Genomic DNA, 26292 nt, shown 5'->3' with positions numbered 1-26292 from the left:
ATTTTTACGTTCTTATTGGTTACGTTATCATTGGACACTAGCCTGCATGTATGTCCGTCCTCCACCGCCATCTTTCAGATATGGATTGAGTCCGAAGAACTGTTCCTCAGATACATATACCCCTGTCAGCAATCGGCCCTCAAGCAATCCACCGTCCAGCTGCACGCAGCAGGAAGGTGCATCTACATACTCCTGATATAGCGGAATCTGACCATATTGTTGGTGTATTTTGAATACCTTGCCTTGCTCATGCAAAGGTCGTTCCGAAAAATAAGTAGGCACAATATAGCGGGCAATGACATCCAGTTCCTGCACGCTATAAAAGGGTTCATCCCCAAGCCACGGGGCAAACATTCGAATCTTCTCATATTGAGACCAGACAACCGCCTGAATCAGCATTTCTGCCTGAGCCAACCGACCTTCGCCTACATCCAGCATTAGTCGCTTTCCATGCGTGGCTTGCTCCATCTGGGACATTGTCGATTCAGGTTGCCTTAGTTCACATCCAATACACTTCCAGCCCCTGGACGTTTGAATCCATTTTTGCAGCACCGCCGGAGCTGATTTCGGACCATCGCTGTTCATAGGATACATATTCACTTCGGCTAGATCATCCTTAACCGAACGGGAATATGCTGTGCGCTTGAACAACTCTGCAGCTTTTTTGTAGATTAGATGGACCTGAATGGATGCGCTCTCAAGTTCTGCAATATCTTGCTTGCCGTAGCGTACTTCGCGGGATAAGCTTTCTTCTCTCATGACAAGTGGCCTCCTTCGCTCCGGCCGTCTGTGGCCATTTTCTATAGATTATACTACAATTCATGACAACATGTGCACAGCCCAAGAGAAAAACGCCAATCCACATTATACTTAAGACAAAAACCCCTGATTTCCACAGAAATCAGGGGTCTATGTCATTCATGCAACGAAAGCGGGTGATGTTGCTTATACGTTAGTCAACCCACTTCTCAGCCCAGTCTTGAATTTGATTCATGACAGGCTGGAGTGCTCTCCCCTTATCCGTCAGTTCATATTCAATACGAACCGGCGTCTCGGGATAGACGTGACGAACCAAAATACCTTCACTTTCAAGATCCTTCATCCGTTCAGATAACATCTTGTCACTCATAGACGGAATCAGATTGGAGATATCCTTGAATCGCTTCGAACCACTCATCAACGTTTGAATAATTAAACCATTCCAGCGCTTGCCCAAAAAAGAAAACGCCGTCTCAAAACGCGGACACATCCGCAAGTCTTGACCTTCCACATTAATCACCTCTTTAGAGATCACTCAACTTACATTTTGTTAGTATATTTCATAATAACATATTTAAGCTTCAAAGAAAACGTCTGCAACTAAAAAGTTTAAATTTTAGAAGCATATCACCCAGATCGGATGTTACATCCCCATCCCAGTATACAGTACACCCTGTCCCATAACCATGGGAAATATCGTATAACTTCCCCATAGTACTATCTTACCCAAAAAGAACCCAACTGCCACAGTCATCATTGACTTGGAGAAGGGTTCCTTGGTAAATGCTTGCTTATAACTTATATATCCAATTCACGAAGCAAATTGTGAATTAGACCAGTACGCCACCAAATGGTCTTACAGGTTCGCTCTTGCCAAATTCCGGCTTAAAGCTGCGGGCAGGATATGCCCATTTCACAGCGTTGCTAATCACTCTTAATATTTCCGGTTTGTAATAGGTCGGATACGTCTCATGACCTGGTCGGAAATAAAAGATTTTACCTTCACCACGCCGGAACGTGCATCCGCTCCGGAATACTTCTCCACCCTGGAAGTTGCTTACAAACACCAGTTCATCCGGTACTGGAATATCGAAGAACTCCCCGTACATCTCTTCTTTTTCCAATACAATCTTTCCTTCGATGCCTTCCGCAATCGGATGGGATGGATTCACACACCATACAATTTCCTGCTCGTCTGCTACACGCCACTTCAGATCGCAGCTTGTTCCCATCAGCGCTTTGAATGGTTTAGAGAAATGACCTGAATGAAGCACAATCATCCCCATGCCGTTCAGTACCCGCTGTGCAACCTTCTGCGAGATCTCATCGCTTACGCGATCATGTGCCATATGTCCCCACCATATGAGCACATCCGTGGAATTCAGCACTTCATCACTTAATCCGTGTTCTGGCTGATCCAGTGTAGCCGTTCGAATAGCAAAGCCTTCGCCGCCAAGTCCGTCAGCCAGCGCTCGATGCAGACCATCCGGGTAGACTTCCCTTACTTCATCGTGAATTTTCTCATGGACAAATTCATTCCAAATGGTGACGTTGATCATATTCAATTTCCCCCTAGTGTAGCTCTAAACCCACCACATATCGCCCAGCGGCTCTTCGATCAATACTTGCTGGAGATTTTGCACAGCTTTAGAGAATCCTTCTTCAACCGACATCAGACCGTCTTCGTGCTCAATACTTACTACATAATCATATCCGACCAGACGCAGGGCACTCATAATATCTGCCCAAGTCTTGTTATCATGTCCATAACCTACCGAGCGGAACTGCCAAGCCCGATCCAGCATATTTGTATAATCTTGCATATCCGTTACACCGTGTTTGTTCACATTTACCGGATCAATCGTTGTATCTTTCGCATGGAAGTGATGGATCGCACCTTCACGTCCCAAGATGTGAATCGCCTGCACTGGATCAATGCCTTGCCACCACATGTGACTCGGGTCCAAGTTCGCTCCAATGACTTCACCCGCTGCTTCACGCAATCTCAGCAAGGTTGCAGGTGTATGAACCGAGAATCCACCGTGCAGCTCCAGTCCAACTTTTACATTACGGTCTGCTGCAAATTTACCCCACTCTGTCCAATAAGGGATAACCTTGTTCTCCCACTGCCACTTCAGGATCTCCTGAAAGTCATTCGGCCATGGTGCAACAGGCCAGTTCGGATATTTGGCATCCTCATGGTCTCCCGGACAACCGGAGAATGTATTCACTACAGGCACTTCCAGCTTCTCAGCCAGTTCTACCGTTTTGACAAAATCATCATGGAATCCTTTAGCAATATCCTTTTGCGGATGCAACGGGTTACCGTGACAGCTGAGTGCGCTGATCGTCAAACCACGTGATTCCACTGCATTTTTGAAGTTTTTCAGTGCTGTAGGATTGCTTAACAATTCATCCGGCTTACAGTGTGCATTGCCTGGATGTCCTCCTGTTCCGATCTCTACTGCTTTTAATCCCTTGGATGCTACATAATCAAGAGCATCCTCCAATTTACGTCCTCCGAATAGTACCAAAAATACGCCGAGTTTCAAGTGCGATTCCTCCCTGGATTAGATATCGTATGATTGCTGAATTCATGAATATTGAACTGTATACAATTACCGTTCAGATCACATGCCTGTTTGATTAGTGTGGAAAATCGAGAGTGTTTCTATCCTGAAATTGAACGTAAGAATACTGGTTATTCTCCTCCACTCGAAAGAGTATCAAGCTTCAAACACTTGGTACTCCATTCTAGTGCGATTCCACGGTTTCAATTTCAGTTTGAACTGTGCGAGTTACTGCAAAAGAGTCATAGCTGCTCTCCAGATGGATGTGCTTGCCCTCAAGTGAAGAACGCTGGAATGAATGCATAGCTTCCAGTACGTGATAAGCAAGCTTGCCACTGGCTTTGTGTTCGCGTCCGGCACGAATGGATTCAACCATTTCGGTTACGCCGATGCCTCGTTCGTTTTGCCCACTTTCGAAGACTGGTTTGACCGTCTCCCAAGTGTCTTGACCGTATCTGCGAACCTTCACTTCCCCGTTAAAATAATTGGGGTCCGGTACACTAAGCGTACCTTCTGTACCATAGATTTCAATACGTGGCAGATCCGAAGCTCCGCGAATATCGAAACTGGTAATCATGGTTGCAATAGCACCTTCCGCAAAATCAATGGTTCCTGCCAAGTGGGTAGGCGTCTCTACTTGCAGCGCCGTACCTTCCTTCGGTCCGGAGCCAATCTTGCGATCCGCAATCTGTATTCCAGCCGAGGCACTGATTCTGCGTATTGGTCCAAGCAGCGTAATCAGCGCGGTCAAGTAGTAAGGTCCCATATCAAACATCGGTCCACCACCTGCGACATAAAAGAATTCCGGATTAGGATGCCATGCTTCTGGTCCTCCGCCCATGAAGAATGAAGTCGCTGCAATCGGCTTGCCAATCAGTCCATCCTCAATGGCTTTACGAGCGGTCTGAATTCCTGAGCCAAGGAAAGTATCTGGTGCAGAACCAACATACAATCCTTTTTCCTCAGCCAGCTCAACAACCTTGCGACCATCCTCAAGAGAAATCGCCAGCGGCTTCTCGGCATACACATGTTTGCCTGCTTCGAGTGCAGCCAGATCAGTCATGGCATGACTGCCTGGAACCGTAAGATTCAACACAAGTTCAATTTCGTTATTTTGCAGCAACTCATCTACATTGTAAACGTTTGCGATATTAAATTCATCTGCCCGTTCCTGAGCGCGCTCACGAATCAAATCCGCAACAGCCACGACTTCAATGACCGGGTTGTTTTTGAGATTTTCCAGGTAGATGGCGCTGATGTTACCGCACCCGATGATGCCTGCTTTCATTTTCTTCACTGTGACGTTCATCTCCTTACGCATGGTGAATATCCGCGTTTGAATGGTTGAGAACCATATGTTTTGTTGGATGTTTCCTGTTCCTTAAATCTAATACTATGGTATTCCGTTTCAGCTTCAATTAAAATGAATAATATGATTGAAACATGAACTATCTGGTCATAATTTTCAAATTGCAAGGAGTATGCCCATGTCGACAGATCAATCCTGCCAAGTTCTTACAGCAGGCTTCTCATTTCATCGTAAACCTTATGCTATGGTGCAGCCTGAAGGGGTGAAGAACTACCTTTTAAGACTGCAAACAGACGGACGTTGCCGTGCACGTATTGACGGGAACATGTCCCTGGTAGATGCGGGCGATTTGCTTCTTTTTGATCCTGACGAGCCCTATGAGCTTAGAATAGACAATGAAATTAATCCGATGGGAGAACGGCTGGTGGAGAGTGGAGACTATCACATCTTCTTCAATGGTTCCTGGGTAGATGAGTGGTGGAAACGTCACAAACGACCGACCCGAATCAAAGTCGAACTGACGGAAAGTCTGCTAGTCCTGTTTCGACAACTTGTGCTGGAACAGCGCCGCATCTCCAATCCTTACCCTGAAATTTCAAGTTATTATATGCGAATCTTATGTCTCGAAGTGGATCGTCTGCTCTCGGAGCATCCGACGGTAACCAACACCAATTATGTGGCTTATGAGATCAAGAACTATATTGAAGAAAACGCTTCCTCTTTGTTCAAGTTGGATGATGTGGCAACACATATTGGCATCAGTGTCTCAAGGGGTGTTCATCTCTTTAAAGAAGCGTTTGGCAAAAGCATCATGCAATATACGCTCGACGTACGACTGAACATGGCCAGGGAACGGATTATTTTCAGTCCAATGACCCTGGAGCAAGTATCTGAGTCTTCCGGCTTTAACAGCTATACCTATTTCCATCGGGTATTCCGTTCCCGGTTCGGCATGTCCCCGAAGGAATTCCGCGTTATTCACCGGGAACAGATGTAATCATATTAGTATACGTAAGTTGAACTTATTTGCGCGCGGCTATAGCCTCGGATACAACCATCGCCAAATCCTCATTACCAAACATGGACAGCACACCAAGTACTGTATCATCCGGTATCTCACCGGCTTCCTCCTTGGATACAATCAGCTTCTGCACCTGCTGCAAACGCTCGTTGCTTTGCTGATTCGGGTAGGCTTGCCGGTACATCTCTTCCGGGTCCAATCCATGATTGACACACCACTGGGCAAATACCAGAATCATCATCTCTTCTTCTTGTTTATACGTTTCAATGACGGCTTCCTCGATCTGTTTACTTCGTTCCTTTTCATATTCATCCATAACGTGTATTCCCCCATATGTGTATTCTTGCAACTATTTGCGAATCAATTGTTCAGCCAATTCGTGGCTGTCCATGACATGACTTGCACTGATCAGGCAATCATCCGGTGTATCCAGACTCGCCAGAAAATGATCGACGGCTCCGCTAAAACCTCTGCGTGCTAACACGGTATCCCAGCTCCCGAAGGTTTCTTTGGTTTCCAGACTCCCCTGTTCCAAGTAGCTGATCGTGTCCATGTTCACGACTTCGACAGATCGCCCACCACCATGCAGTTCTACTTTCTCCAGATCTGCCCCAGCTTCACGAACCATATCGAATCGACCGTAGGCTGTTCTGCCCAGCTTGGCCGTTCCGGTCGCATGCAGCAGTCTGTCCATATCATTCTTCCGAATCCATTGATGGAGCAGCTCCACATTGTGATCCGAGTACCACAGCATTAGATCCAGCATATGGATGAGATCATCGTAAATGGTTTCTGCCGCAGGACGATCCTGGATACTTGTGCGATGTTTGGTCACTGTGAGGGACTCGAAACCTTTTCCGCCCTGCATCCACTCTTTCGCTTTTTGGTACATCGGTGCGAATCTGCGGTTGAAGCCCACTGCCAGTAACAGACCTTGTGCCTCGGCAAAAGCCGTCATCTCTTCCGACTCCCGAAGCGTATAGGATAATGGCTTATCTACATAAACGGCCAATCCCTGTTCAAGACATTGCATAACAATGTCAAAGTGCGCTTCCGTTGCTGTATGTACAAACACCGCATCCAGATCCCAGGACAACAATTCTTTCAGATCCGTGGTTCCCCTTTCTAATCTATACGCCTCCTGAATAGCCTTGACCGGCTCCGGAGATCGGTTCATAATCCCCACAATCTCCACGTTCGGATGAGCGGTCAACAAAGGCAAATATACTTTACGTGCAATACCCCCGAGGCCGATAATTGCAATTCGTTTACGTTTGGTTCTTTCCATGATGATCATTCCACCTTCAGTTCGGTTCTATATTTCCACGTCCTATAGTGTAACCCTTCGGACAGCAACTTGCCAGTGATTGCAGCAGTTCGGCACGAATTGTTCAGACAATGGGCGAACGTGGTAAACTTAAGAGAAACAGCAGTACAGATCGGGACACGACTAGACCTGCCTGATCTGAAAGGAGCGTTTGGAATTTTGCGAAAATGGTTATGGCTCCTGTTATATGTTTTACTTGCAGGAGTCACGTTTATTTACAGATATGAACTGCTGGCCTGGACCGATCTCCATCAGTCCATCCCGCTTTTACTCGCCATGGCAACATTGTTTGCTCTTGTGCCTGTAATTCCTTATAAGTTTGTTATTATTGCCTTTGGTTACAGTTACGGTACCACCACAGCAGCCTGGATATGCTGGCTCGGCACAACACTTGCTGCCATACTCGTCTATGGCGGAGCAAGAACTATCTTCAGGCATCAGGCGAGATCGTACCTCGAACGCATTCGGGGTTTGAACCGTTTCACAACGTGGATGGAAGCACATCCGTTCATGGGAGTCATGTCGATGCGGTTGCTTCCGGTCGTGCCTCAGATGGCTGTTAATATCTACGCAGGTATAACGTATACGCCATTCTGGGTCTTCATGGTCGCTACGGCCATTGGCAAAATGCCAGCGATTTTTGTTTTTGCCTATGCAGGTGCACAGGCTGAAAGCTCCATCTGGCTGAGCCTGGGAATCCTTGCCGGATATCTGGTTCTCATGGCCATTGTATTGCTCTTATTTCGCTTTCGCTCACGCAACAAAGTCTGAATACGGATCTCAAAAGCTATTCAGATCCAGCTTGTTTTCAATGCGGCTTGGTTGGCTAGCCAATTCAGGATATAATAGAAAAGCAAGCCAATTGCTTGTGTTAGGCTTCAATAAAAACAGTAGATTGCTGGAGCTCGAACACGAGCGCTAAATCTTCATCAGAAATGGAGTGACTATAGCATGGAACAACATTCAAGTGAGTTAGCAACTTTTGCAGGCGGATGCTTCTGGTGTATGGTATCCCCCTTTGAAGAACTGCCCGGTATTCATAAGATCGTATCGGGTTATACAGGAGGACATACCGAGAATCCAACATATGAAGAGGTCTGTTCGGAGACAACGGGCCATGTAGAGGCTGTGCAAATTACGTTCGACCCTGCCATCTTCCCTTATAAGAAACTGGTTGAACTATTCTGGCAGCAGATTGATCCTACGGATACAGGCGGACAATTCCATGACCGTGGATCTTCATATCAGACCGCCATCTTCTATCATAGCGAAGAGCAACGTCAGATTGCGGAAGCTTCCAAAGCGGAGCTGGGACAAAGTGGACGTTTTGACAAACCGATCTTCACACCCATTTTGCCAGCAAAAACGTTCTATGAAGCGGAAGAACATCACCAAAATTATCACCGTAAGAACCCTGCCCATTACAAACGCTACAGCAAAGGTTCTGGGCGCGTAGATTTCATCGAACGCAACTGGTCTGGCAATGTGGACAAAGACGGGCTGAAAGAGCGTCTGACGCCGCTTCAATACGAAGTTACTCAGAACAGCGCAACAGAGCCTGCATTCCATAACGAATTCTGGGATCACCACGGTGACGGAATCTATGTGGACATCGTATCGGGCGAGCCATTGTTCAGTTCTACTGACAAATACGATTCCGGCTGCGGCTGGCCGAGCTTCACACGTCCATTGCGTGACTACAACGTGAAGGAAAAAACCGATCTCAGCCACTTCATGATTCGTACCGAAGTGAGAAGTCGTGAGGGCGATTCCCATCTGGGCCACCTGTTCAACGATGGTCCGGCTGAGGCAGGTGGAATGCGTTATTGCATCAACTCTGCGGCACTTCGTTTTGTACCCAAAGAAGACATGGAAAAAGAAGGATACGGTGAGTACGCCGTCCTTTTCCAATAAAATAAGATCTAACACCAGAGTAGCGGGTAATCCCGCTGCTCTTTTTATATGAGCATTTTGCATAATTCGATTCTACTCGCTCCCGGGTACAAGAGTTGGACAGAAAGAAGCATCCTGATCCAACCAACGTATAGACGAATAGAACCATTTCGATTTATATCTTGCTGATTGAAAGTCACTCTTTGGATTTATGCAAAATGCTGATATACATTCCTTTTCTAAATAAAAATGTAGAGTCCCCATAGTCAAAGACTCACGTTACAGGGACCCTACATGATCATGGTTCTTGTTATTTATAGGGATTGAGTTAAGATGCATAATGCTGTAACTTCCTCAACCGATAAGCTTATGCTCTTATCATACACGATACTCGCTCAGTACACGGGCGATCTGCTCCGTGATCCGATTATACTGCTGATGAATGAAGAAGTGGTCACCCGGATAGACACTTAGCGTACAACTCCCCTTCGTTACTTGGTTCCATGCATGCATGTGTTCCATGGGAATCAAGTCATCAGCCCCCGCAAGAACGGTTATATCTGTATTTAACGGCTCTCTTGACCCTGCCCACTGGTAGTTCTCAACGATCTGCAGATCTGATCTGAGCAGGGGAACGAAGATCTCCGCTAATTCTTTATTCTCAAATACTTCTGGTGACATGCCGCCAAGTTGAAGCATTTCCTGTATAAACTTATCGTGAGGCAATGCATGTATCGCTTTTTTATGATTGGTTATATGTGGAGCCTTTCTCGCAGCCACAAAAAGATGCGCTGGATCTCTGCCCTGTTTATCCTTGATGTAATGAGCCAGTTCATAAGCAATAAGGCTTCCCATGCTATATCCAAATAGAACAATCTTCTCCTCGAACAAGTGGGACGGAATAGATAAATAGGCATCCTCAACAGCCTGTTCCATGGATGTGTACAGAGGTTCGTTCATTCTTCGACCTCTTCCGGACAATTCAACCAGATGTAACTGAATATGAGAAGGAAGGTTATTACGCCAGCGATAATACACCATGGATGAACCCCCAGCATAAGGAAAGCAGATGAGATGTATGCAATTCATGAACTTCCTCCAATTTCCTAGTCTACGGCCTGATGAGCAACTTCCGGATTCAATGTGTTCACGGGAGCAGTCTGCTCATTGCGAAATTGAATTCTCATACCTGGAAGGATACTCAAGATCATCACGGTAACCGAGATGATATAGACGATAACTAAGGATGTGTTATTCATGAGTACACCTGCCATGGAAGATCCGATAAGCATGGCCCCCATGAATAGCGGGGTGATGGTACCATTAACTCTCCCAATTAAGTGCTCATCAATCTGGGTAACTAAGTACGTGGAGATAATGACGTTGATAAAAGCCAGACTGATGGAGCTCAGGAAACTTATCACAAGAGTCAACCAGAACCAACTGGATAATACTTCACCCATCGTGGTTACAGCCAGACACAGCACCCCTACCATTAGAGTCAACGTTTGATTCAACTTGCCACTCATAGCAGCAGCGATTCCCCCACCGATCAACAGACCTAATCCAGATACACCAGACAGGAACTGTAATGACGTCTGCTCAAGTCCCAATCGTTCGGTGATCAGAAATATTTCAAGTGGGCTGATAAGACCTGAAGAGAGTCCCACACAGACGAATACCAAACTAAGCATTTTTAATGAACGGGATTGCCCGACATATTGCCATCCCTCCTTGATATCCGCCAGTAATGAAGTGTCCGTTTCCCGCTGGGCGGAATCTTTCGGCAAAAAAGTAAGAAGAATAGCGGAGGCCATGAACAGAATAAGTAATGCATACATCGAGGTTTGAATCCCCATAACGGTATATATAAAAGTTCCGACGATAGGCCCGAGAATTAAGAAAAGAGATTGACCACTCTGTGTAATGGCAATTGCAGACTGCACATGCTCTTCCTCTACATTTCGCTTCACGATTTTCACTGATGATGGCTGTGAAAACTGACTAACGATAGAGGATACAAAAGTGGCGACATATAGAATCTGCCAATAACCAGAAGACAAGACGGCAATAATCATTACAATAGATAATGCACTGAGCACGTCGCCCAGTATCATTGTACGTTTGGGATTCCAGCGATCAGCAAGTGCACCGCCAATGATGGAGAAAACGAAAATCGGAGCGTACTCAAGGACCGTTATAAGCGAGACCGCTATGGGATTGCCCTGGGTTTGATCCATCACATAATAGAGGATCGCCATATTCCGTATCCATATAGCCAGATTTTGCAGTAGATCAGACCCTGTGACGATAAGAAAAGCTTTGTTCCTGAACAATGTGCTCATTCTCCATCTCCCTTTAAACCGACTGTCCGGTTTATTAATTTTCAAAAGAAAAACTGATTATACATCAGCTTTTCATTGTTGAAGTTGTTGGATACCCACTAACATGCTGGCAATACCTTTTTTGTAGAGTCGTCTGATATCGGTCAGGTCCTTCTCATAATAAAGTGTGCTTAATCCGTTAAAAAGACCGTTAATAATGTGCATTAAGTCCTGTGGGTCTTCCGGTTTCAGTTCGCCATCCTCAATCCCTTTCGAGATGATCCGCTCATAAGTCATATAAGGAATTCGGATCAGGGAAAGCATCTCATCCAGCATCTCTTGACTGACCACCTGACCCGAGACAAACTCGTTAATCGAATGATTGAGCGGATTCGCCAAATCGTCAACATAATGATCTGCAAGACCATACAGTTTATCTACGGACGTCTCGTACTGATGTTCCTTTTCCAGCCATGAATCCATCCACTCTTCGTTATTGAGTTTGATGAGATACATGAAGAGTTCTTCCTTACTTTTGAAATGATAATATATACTGCCTTTACTTCGATTGTTGATTGTACATATTTCCTCCATGGAGGTTGCACTATATCCCTTTTGGGCAAATAACTCTTTGGTATTACGAGCAATATCTTTCTTGATCTGAGCAACATCTTTTCTCCGTTTGACTTCGATTGAAGACCCCTCCATCAAAAGACTGACCATTCAGTCTAATAGTATCACACCCAAATTTTTCCGTCAATGCACTTTATGTATGTACCCTCTTACATATCTCATATTTTCCTGAGATTTGCAAGAGGGTACATTATGGAAACTTAAATTATTATTTATTATTTATTTTTATCTTCATCTTCTTCTTTGAAAGCGTCGCTTAATTCCTGTCTAATCGTCTCAGGCAGTTTCTCTGTTTCTTCCACCAATTCATTGATCTCTTCGGGTACTTCCTCGTCCCTTACAACTCCGAATTTGAAAAATTTGCTCATGTTTTTCTCCTCCTATGAATGGTTTATATTAGTGTATCACAGAATCTTTCCAATGGTTCATTTGATTCAGATGATCAATAAGAATATGAGGCTTCTCCACAATATGTTCGAATAACCTCAGATACTGATTGGTAAACTGTTCCATTTCCTCCCGGGTGAAACTTGCCACCCGATAGTCAAAGTGGATACTGAAATGTTCTGCAATTTTCTGAGCTGTAACATAGATCTCATACTCACTGAACTTCCATTCATACTTGAATGGAGTAATCTGAATTTCAGAAGTTTCTACAGTGCGCTGAGCAAAATTGTTGAGGTTAAACATGGTATCAAATAGCAAATCCCCATCGGGTGCAGAAGAGAAACCTGCATCTTCCATCATTTTTTCAAACGGATAATCCTGATGATCAAATGCATCTATTTGGTTAGCCTGGAGCTTAAGAAGATATTGGTGATACGTATCGCCTGTTGATATTATATTTCGCAAGGGAATTGAATTAATAAACAAACCAACCGTGTCCTGTAATTCAGGTCTTCTTCTGCCAAATGCATACGTTCCTACAACCAGGTCCGTTCTCTCCGTCTTCTGATGCAACGTAAGCAGATATACCGAAAATAAAATAGCGTAGTCCGTTAAGCTTGAATCATGGAGCTTTTCTCTAAGTTGTACGAGATGGCTTGCAGGTAGCTTCACAACTATCTGATCTCCCACATAAGAAGTGATGTCCTTGTCACTTACACGTTCGCTACTTACCGTAAAAGGTTGGTAGCCGCGAAGTACTTCCTTCCAGAAGATTTGGGATTCTGCGTATTCTCCCCGATCAAGCCTGTCTTTTTGCCAAACGGCATAATCTTTATATTGTAACTGAACAAGCGGAAGCGTTATCCCCTGATAGAGCTGAATCAATTCGTTCATCAGAATGCCTACGGATGTACCATCCGATATGGCGTGATGCATGTCCATCAGAAGTACGTGATCCTCTTCTCCCATATGGAGCAGCTTCGCACGAAGAAGTGGTGGCCGTGCTGTATTGAACGGTTGAATGAAAGATTCCATGATACGTATTCTGTCTGACTCTGACTCAACGTTCTCTTGAATCAGGTCAAAAGGAGTCCTTTGGTGAATACACTGAACCACTTGTCCTCCCTCGTTGTGCAATGAGGTACGCAGAGCTTCATGGCGTTCAATTAGAGCCCTAAAACTATTCTCCAGCCGCTTCGCCTGAAGTCTTCCCTTGATATGAAATGCCATTGGCATATTCCAATGATTATTGTCCTCGCTTGCTTCGTAACCGTAAGCTTGATAAGGCGTTGCAGGGTAAGTGCTCTGTTCAAGTGCAGGAAGAATAGGCTCATATTCATCATGATAAAGGGCTGTTCCTTGCTGCTTGATGTAAGCGGCCAACAACTTTATCGTCGGATACTTAAATACATCATGCAGATCTATCCGGATATGAAGCTGCTCCTGGATAAGTGTATTTAACATCATGGCTTTCAGTGAATGTCCACCGTGTTCAAAGAAATGATCCTCTGTACCTGCACGTTCAATGCCAAGTACCTGTGCCCAGATTATTGCCAAATCCTGTTCAAGCGTATTTTGGGGGGCACAATAGCCGTTCATCAGTTGATTGACTGGCTCTGGCAGGGCTTTTCGGTCTATTTTCCCATTGGAGTTGCGCGGCAGATTATTCAGAAACTCAAATCTAGACGGGATCATATACTGTGGAAGCATTGAACTTAACTCTTGCCTGATATGGGCCTGTTGTTCCTGTCCAGCCTGTTCTTCCCATTGCAGTACAACGTAGGCCACAAGATAGGAATGGTTTTGTTTATCCCGTTTGGGAACAACTACAGCCTCCCTCACTTCAGGTAGTGATATCAAGCGATCCTCGATTTCGGGAAGTTCAATACGATTGCCACGAATTTTGACTTGCTGATCCAGGCGATCCAAATATTCCAGATTTCCATCAGGCAACCATCTGACCAAATCACCAGTACGATAAATGATCTCTCCAGGTGTTATAAAACTTTTAATGAATCGTTCTGATGTCTGCGCAGGCTGATTGAGATATCCCAAGGCCAGGCCATCCCCACCAACATAGAGTTCCCCTGGAACACCAATCGGCTGTCTTTGTCCCCAACGGTTAAGCACGTAGACTTTGGTATTGTGAACCGGACGCCCAATAGGTACATTCCGTCTATCTCTCAGCGTTTCATCCACAGTATAGGTTGCAGCAAAAACGGTCGTCTCTGTAGGTCCGTATCCGTTAGCCAATCGGTGTGGTCCCAGATAATCCAGAGCCTTTAGAACATGACTTCGGGAGGCTGCTTCGCCTCCAAAAAATAGTTTGCGAACATGTGTCAGACTGGTCACATCATAATCCACAAGGGTATTGAACAGTGTAGCTGTCATAAAAGCAGAAGAAATCCGCTCTTCTTTCAGCGTTCTGGCAAGTTCAGCTGTGTGTACAACGTCCTCCTTCGGTATCAGCACCAGAACGGCCCCATTAAGCAATGCGCCAAATATTTCATAGGTTGATCCATCGAATGCATAGTTGGACAACTGCAAAACCCGATCTTCCGGCCCCATATCCATGAAACCATTATTCACACTTGTTCTCATGATATTCCGATGCGTAGTGACGACTCCTTTGGGTGCACCCGTCGATCCAGATGTGTACATGACATAGGCAGGTGAATCAGCCGTCCATGTGTGAACCCGATCAGATACAACCTCCTCCTTGGCCACTTCATCCCATAAGCGTTCGTCTAGCAATATCGTTTGACCCTGAAAATCAGGTACGCCCAGATTAATTTCAGATATCAATAGTTGGGCTTGGCTATCTCTCAGCATGTAGGCTAACCGATCTTCCGGGAATGTCGGATCAAGCGGTACATATGCGGCTCCCACCTTCAAAATCCCCATAATGGATACGATCATGCCTATGGAGCGATTAGCCAGTAATCCTACCACTCCACCCGAGGCGATTCCCTTCAGTCGGAGTATCTCTGCAAGCTGATTGGCCCTTATCTCCAACTCTCCATAGGTTATCTCCTCCGTACCCATCACAACGGATGGACGATCCCCATATTGCAGCACTTGCTTTTCAAACCTTTGTGATATTGTTTCTTCCCTCGGGTAATCTACGATCTCTCCTTCGAGACTTGCCAGGTGCAGCCTTTCCTCCGGAGTACACATCTCAATCTTCATGATTTGCTCATAAGGGCGAATCACCATTTGTTGCAAAATATGTTCATAATGATGCATCATGCGCTCAATCGTTTCCGAAGAGAACAGATTTTCATTATATTCAACGGTTAGGCTCAGGCCTCCATCGTGCTCAACACTTCCCCATGTCATATCGAACTTGGGCTCACTCGATCCAGAAGGTATCTGACGTATGGAGATCGAACTCGCTTCAGGTGATGAGTGCTCCATGTTCTGCAACACAAACATCGTATCAAATAGCGGATGGCGGTTCAGTTCTCTGGGCAATGCCAACTGTTCAATTAACTCCTCAAGAGCATACATCCCATTTTCGTAGCCCTGCAGCAACAGGGTGTGAACCTGTTGAATGTATCTCTGTACTTCGATCTCTCCCTCGGGTCTCAATCTCAATGCCAACGTATTCACGAACATGCCAACCACGGATGCAGTATCTGCATGTTCCCGCCCGGCTGTAGGTACACCGATGACGATATCCTCCTGTGCGGCATATTTGGACAACAGGATGGAATAGCCCGCCATCATTACCGTATACAATGTTGTTTTGTTCTCTTCTGCCTGCATCTGCAGCTGTTCAGTCAGCTCTGCTCCAAGCTGCATCTCTACTCGTGCCCCAGTAGCTCTATCCGTTCTGCCATAGGAATTGTCATAAGGAAGATTCAGCACCGAGAGTTCACCTTGGAATAGATTCAGCCAGTATTCCCCACTGCTTCGATAGCTTTCCGCATTCTTCTGTTCCTGTTCCCAGACAGCATACTCCTTGTACTGAACAGGAAGCGGCTCAAACTTTTGTTGTTCATACAACTGAAACAGTTCACTGAAGATAATACCGGTCGATGTACCATCAGAAACAATATGGTGAGTATCCATAACCAGAATATGCTTATTTGCTGAAGTACTTAACAAGCCTGCACGAATAAGCGACTTGTGATCTCTCAGATTGAAGGGGCGAATGAACGAATGAACGTACGTCCTTGTATCAGCTGTAGCTGTTTCCTGCCCATCAGCAAATGTACGCTCCATCCTCCACTCCAGGTCTGCTGCAGGCCAAATGCGTTGTCTGAGATCCCCTTGAACAAGTTCAAAAGACGTACGCAAAGATTCATGTCTATGGATCAGGGAGATGAAAGCTTCCTCGAGTCGCTCAGCAGAGAGTTCACCTTCAATTTCAAATATCATTGGCATATTGTAACTGGTACTCTGCTGATCCATATCTTGAAGGAAAAATAGTCTCTTCTGAGCCGACGAAGCAGGGTAGGTATCTTGAACCGTCACTGGTTGCAATGATGCATAACGATGGGTCCCTCTAGCTTTTTGAATAAACTTGGACTGATCCAACACGGAAGTGTAGGTAAACACATCTTGTACCGTCAACTTTACATCAAAAGCTTTATGGATCTGGGCAATAAGAGACATAGCCTTGAGAGAATGCCCTCCAAGTTCAAAGAAATGGTCGTGAATGCCCACTCTTGATAACCCCAGAACATTGGTCCAAATCTCGGCCAGTTCAGCTTCGAGCGGATTGGTTGGTGCAACATAACTCTCGGTTACCAGGGGTTGTGGCTTCGGAAGCATTCTCTTATCCACTTTGCCATTACTGGTGAGCGGAAAAGAGTCAAGCAAGGTGTAAGTTGAAGGCACCATATAATCTGGAAGATCGTGAAGCAACTGTTCCCGAATAATACCCGCCAGCCTAGGCTCAGATGTTGAATAAGGAACGATATATGCTGAGAGAAAGGAGTGCCCTTGCTCATCCCGTCCAGATGTTACCATCGCCTCTTTAACTTCCGGCAATACAAGAAGCCTGCTTTCGACCTCTGTCAGCTCCACTCGATTGCCACGAATTTTGACCTGCTGATCCAAACGATCCAGGAATTCCAAGTTTCCATCAGGTAACCACTTCACCAAATCTCCTGTACGATAGAGTCTTGTTCCTGACTTCAGCGGATTCTTACCAAACCGCTCTTCCGTCAATACTGGTTGATTCAAATAACCCTGTGCCAGTCCTTCTCCCCCGATATAGAGTTCTCCGGGTACCCCAATTGGCTGTCTCTTTCCCCACGGATTAAGCACATATACCTGTGTATTGTGAACTGGGCAGCCTATTGGCACATTGCTTCTGTCCCGCATACTCTCGTCCACAGAGAATGTTGTTGCAAAAACAGTCGTTTCCGTTGGGCCGTAACAATTAATAATGCGATGGGGACCAAGATAATCCAGTGCCTTCAGGACATGTTTTCTGGAACCAGGCTCCCCACCAAAAAACAGTCTTCGCACATGTTTCAGACAACTCAAGTCGTAGTCTACCAGCGTATTAAACAGTGCCGTCGTCATGAAGACAGTTGTAATTCGCTGTTCATCCAATGTACGGGCCAGTTCTGTAATATGCAGCATGTCCTCTCTGGAAATCAGGACAAGCGCGGAACCATTCAGCAAAGCTCCGAAAATGTCATAAGTCGATCCGTCAAAAGCATAATTGGACAACTGCAGTACCCGATCCGTAGGCATCATGTCAATGAATCCATTCCGGATACTGGTCTTCATAATGTTACGATGTGTGGTTACGACTCCTTTTGGCTTCCCGGTTGAACCCGATGTATACATTACATAAGCTGCATGATCCGGTTGGGATTTTTGATCCCACTCGAACTCTTCGTTAAAAGGTCCACTCCAGCACTGTTCATTTAACACTATCGTTTTCCCAGAAAATCCGTGTACAGCTCGACCTTGTTCAGCAATGAGCAATTGTGCCTGGCTATCTTCAAGCATGAAGGCCATGCGCTCTTGTGGAAAGCCCGGATCAAGTGGAACGTACGTGGCTCCGGATTTTAGAATGCCGAGAATGGACACGATCATTCCCATAGAGCGATCCGTTAACAATCCGACTCTGTCTCCCGGACGAACCCCTTCCTGTTTTAACGTTTCAGCCATCCGTTTAACTTTCATACCCAGCTCACTATAGGTCATGCTCATGGAGCCCATGATCAACGCAGAACGATCTCCGTGCTGTCTCACTTGTTTTTCAAACCGCACTGGTATTGTTTCTTCTCTTGGATATTCAACAACTTGTCCTTCATTCTTCTCAAAGTACAGGCTCTCCTCCAATGTACACAATTCAATATCGTTGAGACTCAGATTGGGATCGTTGACCATCTGTTCAAGAATGTGCGCATAATGGGAAGACACTTGTTGGATCCTGGCATGGGAAAATAAGTCGGTATTATATTCAATCGTCATGGAGATGTCTTCTTTCAACTCATGTCCAGCCCAAGTCATCTCAAACTTGGATCGCCCTGTTGTTGTCTCCATCTGATTAATATTTAGCTGATCCGCCTTTAGCTGAGCCATGTTCATGTTCTGTAGTACAAATAACGTTTCAAACAGGGGATGACGACTCGGCTCCCTGACCATTTGCAGATGATCCAGCAGCTCTTCAAGTGGGTACAGCGCATGATTGGAGCAATCCAGTACACGTTGCTTCAATGAAGCCATGTACCCTGCAACCGTAAGTTCCGGCTTGATTTCGCTGCGCAAAGGCAACGTTTTAACAAACATCCCCACCATGGAAGCCGTTTCGACATGATCTCTGCCTGCGATCGGTGTACCCACAATGATATCTTCCTGTCCGCTATATTTGGATAGCAGAATGTAATATGCGGCTAACAGCAGTACATACAAGGTTGTATCCTGGCTCCCCGCGAGATCGGTCAGGCGCTTGGCAAGAACGTCACCCAGCAGGAATGTATGCTGCGCTCCTTCATAGCGCTGTACTCGTGGACGCACATTCTCCAGAGGGAAGTCCAATATCGGCAGCTCTCCCTCATACAGTCGATGCCAATAATCACGAGCAGCACTGTAGGCTTCCGTTGATTGCTGTAGCTGCTCATAGGCAGCGTAATCTTTATACTGTTTTTGCAGAAGAGGTAGCTCTTCACCTTCATATATTCTGAATAATTCGTCGTACATAATCGCTGTTGATATCCCATCCGAAACGATATGGTGAACATCCAGCAATAATAGATGCTGCGTATCCGATTGCTTGCGGACATAAGCTCTAAACAAGCTTGGAGCTGACAAATCAAAAGGCAAAATACATGACGCCACCCATGACGCCTCGTCATGATCTATAGACCCGTATTGCGATGTGCCATTATTTACTTCTGTCATAGCAAGTTTCCAGTCCAGTTCGCCCGGCGCGTGTACCTGTTGTCTAACCTCATCGTCTTCCACCAAGAAAGAGGTTCGTAAAGACTCATGGCGCTCAATCAACTGAAGCAGAGCGTTTTCGAGTCGTTCAATATTCAGATGACCTTCGATTCGTAATACCATGGGCATATTATAGCTGGTACCCATATTTTCATTTTGCTGAATGATATACAATCTTCTCTGAGCAGAAGTCACATTATAACTTGTATCCTGATTCACAGTAGGCAGGGAGACATGCCTGTGAAGCTTGTCGTTCCCCTGGATAAGCATTGCCTGCTCCCGAATGGTAGGATGGCTGAAGATATCCTGAAGGCTTAGCTTTACATCAAACATCTGATGTATTTTGGCTACCATGGTCATCGCTTTAAGCGAGTGTCCTCCAAGATCCAGAAATGATTCCATCATGCCCGGAAAATCCTTCCCGAGAACTTCGGACCAGATATGCTGCAACTGCTCTTCATACGGGTTCTCAGGCTGTATGACCTCCGCCATATTCCATTTAGCCGAAGGCTTGGGAAGAGCAGCATGATCCACCTTACCATTGGATGTCATCGGTATGGTGTCCACAATAAGAATAAATGCAGGAATCATATATTCCGGAAGTGACTGTCTCAATTCATCCTTCCACTTAGAAACCAGATCGGAGCTGTCCATCTGCTTCGTAGCAAGATCTTCGGGCACTACATATGCACATAGGAGGGAACCTTCGCCACGCTCCTCTTTGCGTGCAATTAACACTGCTTCATTCACGGAGGGAATTTCTTTCAATCTGGTTTCAATCTCACCAAGTTCTATCCGGTTGCCCCGAATTTTGATCTGATTGTCCATTCTTGCCAAGTACTCTAGTTGGCCATCCTCTCTCCAAACCACTAAATCTCCTGTCCGATATATCGTTTCTCCAGGGACAAATGGATCTGGAACAAAGCGCTCTTCCGTCAAACCGGGCTGGTTCAGATATCCTTTCGATACACCTTCCCCCCCGATGTACAGCTCACCAGGAACCCCTATAGGCTGGAGTTGGTTCCAGCGATTAAGCACATATAGTCGTGTATTGTGTATTGGCCTTCCGATGGGAACCCGAACATGTTGACGCAAACTGTTTTCAACCGAATATGTCGCAGCAAAAACAGTGGTTTCTGTCGGTCCGTACCCATTCACAACACGATGCTCACCCAAGTAATCCAGTGCTTTCAGTACATGTTTAATCGATGCGCTCTCTCCACCAAAGAATAGTTTCCTCACATGTTTGAAGCATGTAACGTCATAGTCGACCATCGTATTGAACAATGTCGTCGTCATAAAGGCAGACGTAATTCGTTGTTCATCCATCGTTCTGGCCAGCTCGGCAGCATCGAGTAAAGTATGTTTGGCGATTAATAGGAGTGATGCACCATTTAATAGTGCCCCAAAAATCTCATAGGTTGAGCCATCGAATGCATAATTGGATACTTGAAGTACCCGATCGGCAGGGGATAGTTCACTGAAGCCATTGTGAATGGCTGTCTTAATAATATTTCGATGACTGGTCATAACCCCTTTGGGCTTACCGGTCGAGCCCGAAGTGTACATCATATACGCTGTTGCTTCCGGTGGGATTGCTGGCAACTTCCAATTTCTGAACTGTTGCTTCGTCCTTGCTGCCTCTTGAAGTATTGCATCAAGTGACAGATGATGTGTTGTACATCCAGCCATAGTTAATTCATTGGCTGTGATCAGCCAATTGGCCTTGCTGTCTTCCATAATGTAGTGCTTGCGTTCTTCGGGAAAAGAAGGATCAATAGGAATATACATAGCACCTGTCTTGAGAATCCCAAAAATAGCTATGATCATCCCCAGAGAACGATCTGTCAACAGACCTGCGACATCTCCTTGCTTCATTCCTTTGCCCATCAATACGCGTGCAAATTGATCTGTCACTTCGTTGAATTCCCTGTAGGTCAAGCTCTGATACTTATCCATGACCGCAATCTGATCAGGAGTTCGGGCAGCCTGCTCCTCAATTGCTGACGAAATACTGGATTGACGTGGGTATTCTGCCTGAGTTTCATTGCAAGCAAGCATAGCGGATTGCTCATCGTTCGTTAACAAATGGATTTCCCTCAGCCTCATGATGCCGGCATCACCCATTTGTACAAGTATGTTTTTGAAGTGATCAATCATCTTCAGAATGGTTGACTTTCTATAGATGGAGGAAGCATATTCCACTGTCCAGTTCAAGCCATGGCGATCCTCTTGGCATCCCCATGTCATATCAAATTTGGCATGATTCCAGTCCCACTCTGCTGCAGTAAATGTAGTTCCCGTCAGTTCGATTGGGTGAATATCCATATTTTGCAGTACAAAAAGGGTATCAAACAACGGATGCCGGCTAAGATCCCTTGACAGTTGAAGATGCTCAAGCAGGTCCTCCAGAGGGAACTCTCCATGCTCTTGCGCCTCAACAAAATTGGACTTCACCCGACCTATGAATTCATCCACTGTAAGTTCACCTGGCACCTGATTACGCAGGGCCAGCGTATTGACGAACATACCCACCATAGGCTGAACATCTTCGTGATATCTTCCGGCAGTGGGTGAACCGACCACAATATCCTCTTCTCCGGTATATTTGGATAACATGATATTATAGGCAGCCAGCAAGACAACATATAGTGTGGTTTTATGCTTAGCAGCAAGACCTTTTAGGCGATCCGTGAGCTCAGATTCAAGTTGAAATGAGATCGAATGCCCCTCATAAGATCGAACGGAAGGCCTGATATAATCAGGTACAATCTCTGTACTCGGAAGTTCACCTTCGAATTGAGCACACCAGTATTTCCGATTATCCTCATATCTCTGACTTGTTCGCTCATTCTGTTCGTATACGGAGTAGTCTTTATAGTGTAGGTTTACGGGTGACAACTCTTCGCCCTCGTATAATCGGGTCAGTTCTTTATAAATGATTCCGGTAGATACACCATCAGATACGATGTGATGAATATCAATGAACAAGAGACTTCGATCGGATGTTACTTCAGCAAGGGCTGCACGGATCAATGGACCGGTTGAAAGATCAAATGGCTGTACAAATGTCTCGAGATGTGAGGCAATCATCGTTTTCTTACCATCAACAGCATCCTTGCCGAGATACACCTCCACTTGTTGTTCTTGCATTTCATAGTCGAATAGCTTCCAGTTTAATTCCGCAGGCTCCAGAATATGTTGCCGCAAGTGTTCACCAGACCAGATGAAACAAGTTCTTAGAACCTCGTGCCGTTGTATAAGCTGTATGAAGGCACTTTCGAGCTTGTCCCGGTTAAGTTTCCCTTCAATCTCCAGTACCATTGGCATATTATAACTGGTCTCCAAGGGAGCAAGTTGCTGTGCAATATACACTCTTTTCTGCGATGCGGATACCGGGTACGAGTCCTGTCGTTCCGCGGCAGGAATAGCCTTATATACACTTTTTCGAGAATTTTCAATGCATACAGACATGTCCCGCAGTACTGCTGCATGGAACACTTCATGCAAAGAAAGCTTTACGTCCATCTCCTTATGTATTTTGGCTACCAGCATCATAGCTTTTAACGAGTGACCCCCAAGTTCAAAAAAGTGATCCCCGGCACCTGGTTTAATGCCCAATACATCTTCCCAGATCTGAGCCAGCTTATGTTCGGTATCTCCAGACAGTGGCTGATTTTTGGGTTGACCCATCACCTTTGGAATAGGAAGGTTTTTCCGATCGATTTTGCCATTAGAATTAAGAGGAAATGCACGAAGAATCTGGAATTCAGCAGGAATCATATATTCTGGTAAACGGGCTTTCAACGCCAACTTCCAATCCTGAATTTGCTGATTCTGCTCCACATGAGCATCTGCATATTGAACAGGGATGATATATGCACTTAAGTTGGAACTCCCCTGAGCATCCCGCCATGTCGAAACAAGAACATCTTCCACTCCGGAAAGAGCCCTCATCTTCTCCTGCACCTCTCCCAGCTCAATGCGGTGACCCCTGATTTTGACCTGATGATCCTTACGATCTATAAACTCCAAATTTCCATCAGGCAGACGTTTAACCAAATCCCCAGTTTTATACATTTTCTCATTGGGAGCATATGGGTTATCCACAAAGCGTTCCAGCATCAATTCTGGAGCATTCAGGTAACTGGCCAACCCTTCACCGCCAATGTATAATTCTCCCGTCACACCAACAGGCATTGGATTACGTTTGGAGTTCATGACATAAGCAGTGGTGTTGTGGATCGGTTTGCCTATGGGTACGAGATCAGGCCGTGTAATCGGATAATATGTCGCATACACCGTCGTTTCTGTTGGCCCATACATGTGCAATAATCGTTCCGGTCCCAAGACAGCTAATGCTTTGTTCAGATGCCTGATTGAAGCTTTCTCACCGCCAAACAGAAGATGTCTTACCTTGCTGAAACAGCTCGGGTTCCAATCCACCATCGTATTAAATAGTGCAGTTGTCATAAAAGCGACCGTAATCTCTTCCTTGGTGAACATATCGGCAAGCGAAGCTACATTCTGCATCTGTTCTTCAGTAGTCAGTACAAGCGTCGAGCCATTCAACAATGCCCCGTATATATCGAAGGTAGCCCCATCAAAAGCATAATTCGAAATTTGCAGAATCCGATCTTTGGAGTTCAGTTCCAAATAACCATTATTTCGCACAGTCTTGATGATATTTTGATGAGTTGCAACCACGCCCTTAGGTTTGCCAGTTGAACCCGAAGTATAGATAATGTACGCGGCATCCCGAGGACCCGAAAGGATATCAATCTCTTGGTGGTTGTTCGAGTTGAATGAACGTTCATGCATCATCAACATATCCAAGGTTAAGATATCTCCCTCATAGCCAGGCAATTCTAATTCAGTGAAACGAAGCAGGGATCGTGCACCACTATCGTGAAGCATATGGGTCAATCTTTCGGCGGGAAATGTGGGATCAAGTGGAATATAGGCAGCGCCAGCCCGAATTATAGCCAACATGCCTGCAATCATCTCCATGGATTTCCGGGCAACCAGACCTACTCTGTCTCCTGGCTTTATGCCATGCCACTGTATAGCTTTGGCCCAATCTTCAACCAGAGCATGGAGTTCTGCATAAGTCCATGTCTGATGAGCGAATTGAATCGCTGGATGATCAGGATATAACTCTACCTGTCGAAAAAATAATTCTGAAATGGACTGGTCCCTCGGATAGTCTGCTGTGGTCTCGTTCCCTTTCGCCAGCATATGGTTTTCTTCCGGGGTCAGGATACGAATATCTGAAACACTTATCTCGGGTTCTCGGGCGATTAATAGACAGGCTTGCTTCAGGTGAACAAACAACCGCTCGATAAAAGGACCCGAATATACTTGCTCGTTGTAATTGATCTTGACCCGAATCTCCTCACCTGGACCTATGGAAATGTTCAGATCATAATTGGTATGTTCATAGGCTTCAATGGAAGTAATATCAAATCCCAGTTCAGACTGTTTGGTATCAAACATGCTGGCACTGGACGGGTAGTTCTCATACACCATGATATGATTAAATAGCTGACCATTCTGGCCTGCTTCCGCCTGCACTTCAGCGAGAGACAGATAGCTGAACTCCTCGGACAGAATGGCATTTTGGTGTGTCTCTTTTAGTAATTGGGCAAACGTCTGTTTCCCATGCTTCGACGTTATTCTTACAGGTACAGCGTTAATGAACAAACCTACAATTTTCTCCACATTCGGTATGGCAGCCGACCTTCCAGACACTACGGTTCCAAAAACCACATCGTCAGAATTGCTGTAATATTGAAGCACGACTCCCCATAACGTCTGAAAAAGGCTGCTCATCGTGACCTGATATTTACGGCTAACATCCATTAATTGCTCTGTCAACACCTTGCCCAAATTAAACGTAATCTCCTGAATCGACGGTGGTCCCGCTGAATCCGAAGCTATTTCCGCAGGGAAGTCCGCTCCGATCTCATAACCAGAGAGATACTTCTTCCAATAGGTTCTGGCTTCCGTCTCCTGCTGTTCACCCAACCATTTAATATATCTTTTATAGGGAATAACACGATCAAGTTGTGCAGGTGTTCCGTGAATCTCCTGTTTGTAGAGGGAGAACCACTCCTGAAAAATGATACCCAGGCACCATCCATCAATCAGAATATGATGATTGCTCCAGATCAGCGTATATGCCGCCGGGCCGGTATGAATAATTTGCAGGCGTAGCAGGAGATCTTTGGACAAGTCAAAAGGTCGCTGGCGGTCTTCTTCTGCCATCTGCCGGATCATCTTCCGTTGCTCGACTGGATCAGACTCAGTCAAGTGATAGGATTCTACTTTTATTTTTCTGTTACGTAACACGATTTGTCGTGGTTTGTTAATCTTGTCGTGAATAAAGATCGTCCGAAGCGTATCATATCTCTCGATAACTTTGTTCATGGAGCGTTCCAATGCCTTGACATCGATGAATCCTTCAATCGTAAAAATCATTTGCTCGAAATATACATCTCCCTGGTCGTAAAGCGAATGAAACAGCAGTGCTTCTTGCATTGGAGATAATGGATAAATATCAGCAATTTCCGGTTTGTTCATCATCCCTTATGTCCTCCCCTTAAATCTATAGATAGCCGAAGGAGCCCCGGAGATTCCTTTCCATTTCCAGGAATCTC

General features: G+C 45.5%; 15 protein-coding genes. 3 read left to right on the top strand and 12 right to left on the bottom strand.

The genetic code is table 11. The annotated features are described in order from the left end of the window. Nucleotides 1-27: 27 nt before the first annotated feature. The 5 genes from AC4G47_RS09985 to AC4G47_RS09965 all read right to left on the bottom strand — a co-directional run bounded on the left by AC4G47_RS09985 (nucleotide 28) and on the right by AC4G47_RS09965 (nucleotide 4626). Nucleotides 28-759 carry a hypothetical protein gene (locus AC4G47_RS09985; protein ID WP_491105889.1) on the bottom strand — a complete coding sequence of 244 codons (732 nt, stop codon included), beginning with the start codon at nucleotides 757-759 and terminating at the stop codon, nucleotides 28-30. 193 nt (nucleotides 760-952) lie between these two features. Next, nucleotides 953-1249, bottom strand: a complete 297-nt coding sequence (locus tag AC4G47_RS09980; protein WP_076333333.1) for a winged helix-turn-helix transcriptional regulator — start codon at nucleotides 1247-1249, stop codon at nucleotides 953-955. A 340-nt stretch (nucleotides 1250-1589) separates the two neighbouring features. Further along, nucleotides 1590-2318, bottom strand: a complete 729-nt coding sequence (locus AC4G47_RS09975) for a ThuA domain-containing protein (RefSeq protein WP_458123188.1) — start codon at nucleotides 2316-2318, stop codon at nucleotides 1590-1592. A 24-nt stretch (nucleotides 2319-2342) separates the two neighbouring features. Then, nucleotides 2343-3311, bottom strand: coding sequence for a sugar phosphate isomerase/epimerase family protein (locus tag AC4G47_RS09970; protein WP_036674961.1), 969 nt, complete (start codon nucleotides 3309-3311; stop codon nucleotides 2343-2345). 202 nt (nucleotides 3312-3513) lie between these two features. Further along, a complete protein-coding gene (locus AC4G47_RS09965) occupies nucleotides 3514-4626 on the bottom strand; it encodes a Gfo/Idh/MocA family protein (RefSeq protein WP_491105888.1) in 1113 nt (370 codons plus the stop codon). Between the two features lie 190 nt (nucleotides 4627-4816). Here AC4G47_RS09965 and AC4G47_RS09960 point away from each other — a divergent pair, with 190 nt between their 5' ends. Then, nucleotides 4817-5635, top strand: coding sequence for an AraC family transcriptional regulator (locus tag AC4G47_RS09960; protein WP_458123190.1), 819 nt, complete (start codon nucleotides 4817-4819; stop codon nucleotides 5633-5635). 25 nt (nucleotides 5636-5660) lie between these two features. Here the strand turns inward: AC4G47_RS09960 and yxiS are convergent, their stop codons facing one another. Beyond that, entirely contained in the window at nucleotides 5661-5975 is a 315-nt protein-coding gene (gene yxiS / locus AC4G47_RS09955) for a protein YxiS (protein ID WP_458123191.1), read from the bottom strand. A gap of 33 nt (nucleotides 5976-6008) precedes the next feature. Further along, nucleotides 6009-6947 (bottom strand): Gfo/Idh/MocA family protein, encoded by a 939-nt coding sequence (locus AC4G47_RS09950; RefSeq protein WP_491105887.1) that lies wholly within the window; start codon nucleotides 6945-6947, stop codon nucleotides 6009-6011. A 198-nt stretch (nucleotides 6948-7145) separates the two neighbouring features. On the opposite strand from AC4G47_RS09950, the gene AC4G47_RS09945 reads away from it, so the two are divergent. Together AC4G47_RS09945 and msrA are read left to right on the top strand one after the other, a co-directional pair. After that, nucleotides 7146-7757 (top strand): TVP38/TMEM64 family protein, encoded by a 612-nt coding sequence (locus AC4G47_RS09945; protein WP_458123193.1) that lies wholly within the window; start codon nucleotides 7146-7148, stop codon nucleotides 7755-7757. Between the two features lie 180 nt (nucleotides 7758-7937). Beyond that, nucleotides 7938-8900: a peptide-methionine (S)-S-oxide reductase MsrA gene (gene msrA, locus AC4G47_RS09940; protein WP_491105886.1), complete on the top strand. Its 963-nt coding sequence runs from the start codon at nucleotides 7938-7940 to the stop codon at nucleotides 8898-8900. 357 nt (nucleotides 8901-9257) lie between these two features. Here the strand turns inward: msrA and AC4G47_RS09935 are convergent, their stop codons facing one another. From AC4G47_RS09935 to AC4G47_RS09915, 5 genes are all read right to left on the bottom strand, one after another. Next, on the bottom strand, nucleotides 9258-9968 hold the full coding sequence (locus tag AC4G47_RS09935; protein WP_491105885.1) for a thioesterase II family protein: 711 nt from the start codon (nucleotides 9966-9968) through the stop codon (nucleotides 9258-9260). A 17-nt stretch (nucleotides 9969-9985) separates the two neighbouring features. Beyond that, nucleotides 9986-11224 carry an MFS transporter gene (locus AC4G47_RS09930; RefSeq protein ID WP_491105884.1) on the bottom strand — a complete coding sequence of 413 codons (1239 nt, stop codon included), beginning with the start codon at nucleotides 11222-11224 and terminating at the stop codon, nucleotides 9986-9988. Between the two features lie 72 nt (nucleotides 11225-11296). Next, a complete protein-coding gene (locus tag AC4G47_RS09925; RefSeq protein ID WP_491105883.1) occupies nucleotides 11297-11911 on the bottom strand; it encodes a TetR/AcrR family transcriptional regulator in 615 nt (204 codons plus the stop codon). Between the two features lie 140 nt (nucleotides 11912-12051). Then, entirely contained in the window at nucleotides 12052-12204 is a 153-nt protein-coding gene (locus AC4G47_RS09920; protein WP_186327814.1) for a hypothetical protein, read from the bottom strand. A 28-nt stretch (nucleotides 12205-12232) separates the two neighbouring features. Further along, on the bottom strand, nucleotides 12233-26218 hold the full coding sequence (locus tag AC4G47_RS09915) for a non-ribosomal peptide synthetase (protein WP_491105882.1): 13986 nt from the start codon (nucleotides 26216-26218) through the stop codon (nucleotides 12233-12235). Between the last annotated feature and the right edge of the window lie 74 nt (nucleotides 26219-26292).

Source organism: Paenibacillus sp. Negev47 (genome assembly GCF_058313655.1).
This window is presented reverse-complemented; position numbering and strand designations above follow the sequence as displayed.